Source organism: Kitasatospora sp. NPDC033851 (assembly GCF_055576085.1).
Genome location: NZ_JBVIRL010000041.1, coordinates 1 through 3,116, shown reverse-complemented (window position 1 = coordinate 3,116; position 3,116 = coordinate 1). Strand labels below are relative to the sequence as shown.

The 3,116-nt window shown below is 66.9% G+C and carries 2 protein-coding genes and 2 pseudogenes; 2 read left to right on the top strand and 2 right to left on the bottom strand.

Annotated features, from left to right (window positions below):
* Positions 1 to 291: 291 nt before the first annotated feature.
* Positions 292 to 426: pseudogene (locus tag ACZ51D_RS39960) on the bottom strand (threonine/serine dehydratase); the annotation flags it as partial.
* A gap of 280 nt (positions 427 to 706) precedes the next feature.
* Here ACZ51D_RS39960 and ACZ51D_RS39955 point away from each other — a divergent pair.
* Both ACZ51D_RS39955 and ACZ51D_RS39950 read left to right on the top strand, forming a co-directional pair.
* The gene (locus tag ACZ51D_RS39955; RefSeq protein WP_465665241.1) at positions 707 to 2,371 is read left to right on the top strand and encodes an IS1182 family transposase; all 1,665 of its coding nucleotides are present in this window, start codon (positions 707 to 709) and stop codon (positions 2,369 to 2,371) included.
* Positions 2,372 to 2,377: 6 nt separating this feature from the next.
* On the top strand, positions 2,378 to 2,536 hold the full coding sequence (locus tag ACZ51D_RS39950) for a hypothetical protein (RefSeq protein ID WP_465665166.1): 159 nt from the start codon (positions 2,378 to 2,380) through the stop codon (positions 2,534 to 2,536).
* Between the two features lie 470 nt (positions 2,537 to 3,006).
* Here ACZ51D_RS39950 and ACZ51D_RS39945 read toward each other — a convergent pair.
* Positions 3,007 to 3,116, bottom strand: a pseudogene (locus ACZ51D_RS39945) (IS5 family transposase); the annotation flags it as partial.

Genomic DNA, 3,116 nt, shown 5'->3' with positions numbered 1-3,116 from the left:
AAGTCTTCGCCACCGGCACCGACGGCCAGCCCTACCACGCCTGGTACACCACCGGCTCCACCGGATGGAGCGACTGGAACAAGCTCGGCTCCTGACCGTCCGACACGGTGACCGGCCTGCGCGCGGTGCCCGGTCAGGCAGACGGGCACGTGCGGGAACAACGACACGGGACAGCCGAGGGGCGGGCGTCCGGATCCGGAGGAAAGCGACCCCGGATCCGGGCGCCGCCGCGTTTCCGCTGTCCCGTGCCCTCCTGCCGGGAGCCGGACGGTGGCGGTAGCCGGCGGTACGTCAGGTGGCGGGGACGAGATCGGACGGGTCGGTGTTCGCCCCGCACAGGACGACGGCGACGCGCTCGCCCTCGCCGGGCCGGTAGGCGCCGGAGGTCCGCGCGCCCAGGGCGGTGGCGGCGGCGTGCTCGATCGAAGGACTGAAGTTCCACCCTGCGGTTGGACACTGTCCGTCTACGCCGCCAAGGCGTGACCTTGCTGGTGTCGCTGTCGGATTTCGAGTGGGGTGAGGTAGCCCCACTGGGGGTGCTTGCGCAGGCGCCTGCGGTTGTAGAAGGTCTCGATGACCCTGTTGCCCAATTGGGTGAATCGGCGCGATCTTGCGAACGCGTGGGGTCTGCTGGGAGGAGCCGTTGGGCCGGCGGCCTGCTTCTGGATGGTCGTCGTCCGGTTGAAGGACGGGGCAGCGGGTGTCGATGGCAGCGAGTTCGGGTCGGGACGTTCCGGAGGCAACACGGGTGGTCGCCTGCGCGGCGTTTCCCAAGGGGTGCCTGGCGATGCGGGTCCGGGACTCGCTCGGCCCGTTGTTCGATGACGAGGTCTTCAGATCCACGTTCGGTGTCCGCGGTCGGCCGGGGGTCTCGCCCAGGCAGTTGGCGTTGGTTTCCGTGTTGCAGTTCGCCGAGAACCTGACCGACCGCCAGGCCGCGCACGCGGTGCGGGCCAGGATCGACTGGAAGTACCTGCTGGGCCTCGAACTCGCCGATCCCGGCTTCGACTTCACCGTGCTGACCGGGTTCCGGGACCGGCTCGTGGCCCACGGCCTGGAGGAGAAGGTGCTCGATCTCCTGCTGGAACGGCTGATGGAGCTGAAACTGGTCGCTTCCGGAGGCCGACAGCGCACCGACTCCACCCATGTCCTCGCGGCGGTGAGGAACTTGAACCGCCTCGAATTCGTGGGCGAGACACTACGAGCGGCACTGGAGGCGATTGCCGTCTCGGCACCTGGGTGGCTCGCCTCGTGGATGGACCCCTCATGGCAGGAGCGTTATGGAGCCAGGGTCGACTCCTATCGCCTGCCGAGCGAGGAGGATAAACGAGTCCAGCTCACCCAGCGCATCGCAGCCGACGGATACCTCGTGGTCGAGGCCGTGGCGTCTCCTTCGGCTCCGGGCTGGCTGCGGGAGATCCCTGCCGTCACCACCTTGCGGATGGTGTGGCTGCAGCAGTTCAAGCGCACGGTGATCGACGGAGTGCGGGAGGTGGCATGGCGGGGGAAGGACGATCTCCCGCCCAGCAGAATGCGGATCACCTCGCCCTACGAACCGGATTCCCGCAACGCGGTCAAGCACGGATCAGCCTGGGACGGCTACAAGGTCCACTTCAGCGAGACCTGCGACGCCCCCGAATCCGGCCGCCCGCACATGATCACCCACGTGGTCACCACGGACGCCACCGTCGGCGATCCGGTGGTCGTCGACGAGATCCACGACCGCCTCGACGACAAGGACCTGCTGCCTTCCGAGCATCTGATGGACGCCGGCTACATCTCTGCCGAGCTCCTCTTGACCGCGCCCGCCGACTACGGTGTGCGCGTCATCGGCCCGGTCAGACCGAACACCACCCGCCAGACGGCCCAGGGCATCGGCTTCGGAAAGACATCCTTCACCATCAACTGGGCTGCCAGGATGGCTACTTGCCCCAACGGAGCCACCAGCCGGTACTGGACCGAAGGCCAGGACAACAACCAGCGGCCGGCGATCCGGATCCGCTTCGCCACCGAAACCTGCGCGCCGTGCCCACTACGCGACCAGTGCACCAGCTCCACCCGCTACGGGCGCCAACTCACCGTCCGCCCACAGGAACAGGACGCCGTCCTCGAACGCGTCCGGGCCGAGCAGGCCACCGACGAGTGGAAGGCCAGCTACGCAGCCCGCTCGGGCGTCGAAGGCACGATCCACCAAGCCATCGCGGCCACCGGCGCGCGCCGAACGCGCTACATCGGCCTGTCGAAGACGCGCCTCGCACACGTCTTCACGGCCACAGCCATCAACCTCATCCGACTCGACGCCTGGTGGAACGAAAAGCCACTCGCTCGCACCCGGACATCACACCTCGCAATCCTCGTCCTTGCCGCATAGAGCAAATTGGGCAACAGGGTCATCGACGGCTTCTACAACACCCGCCGCATCCAAAAGCGCCTCGGCTGGCTCAGCCCCGACGAGTACGAGGCGAAGTACTACGCCGACCAGGCGACGGCCGAACCAGTGGCCGTCGAACCACCTGAACCCGTCCTGACCAGGTAATCAGCACCTCCCGCACAGCGGGGGAAGCTCAGCCCGATCCGGCGATCTTTCCATGCCCCGGTTCAGCGGACATGGGTTGTGGCCGAATCGTGAACCGCCTCCGACACGGCACATCACCATCGTCAGCATGAGGTGGTGACTGCCCGTGGGGCACAAAGGTCGTCCGAGTGCCGCCGGCGGTGGCTGACAGCAAGAGTCTTGGACTGTCAGTCGGCGCCACCCCACGTATCAGCATCTACTCGGGACGGTACTGATCCCGGCAGATCGGCGTCGGCGCCAGCCGTACGGTGACACCGCTCAGTCTGCACGTGGCGGCTTCGGGACGTCAGCAGCGATCAAGCTCAACCAGGAGACATGGCAAACGTCGCTCGCATGCAGATCTGCTTACACGGGCACGCTCCTCGTGCACCTCAGCCGCACAACAAACGTAACTTCCACTCACTGGGCGTTTCGTCCCTGACTCTGGGGGTTCAGGTGCCGCGCCCGGTGGGGGTGGTTTCGCCGGTGAGTCGGCGGGTCATGAGGCTGATCATCGCGAGGTGGATCATGGCCTCGGAGCGGGCTGGGAGGGTTTCGTAGT

What these genes read in the sequence shown, in the direction of transcription:
- ACZ51D_RS39955 (WP_465665241.1), top strand. Translation starts at nt 707, where the DNA reads ATGGCAGCGAGTTCGGGTCGGGACGTTCCGGAGGCAACACGGGTGGTC.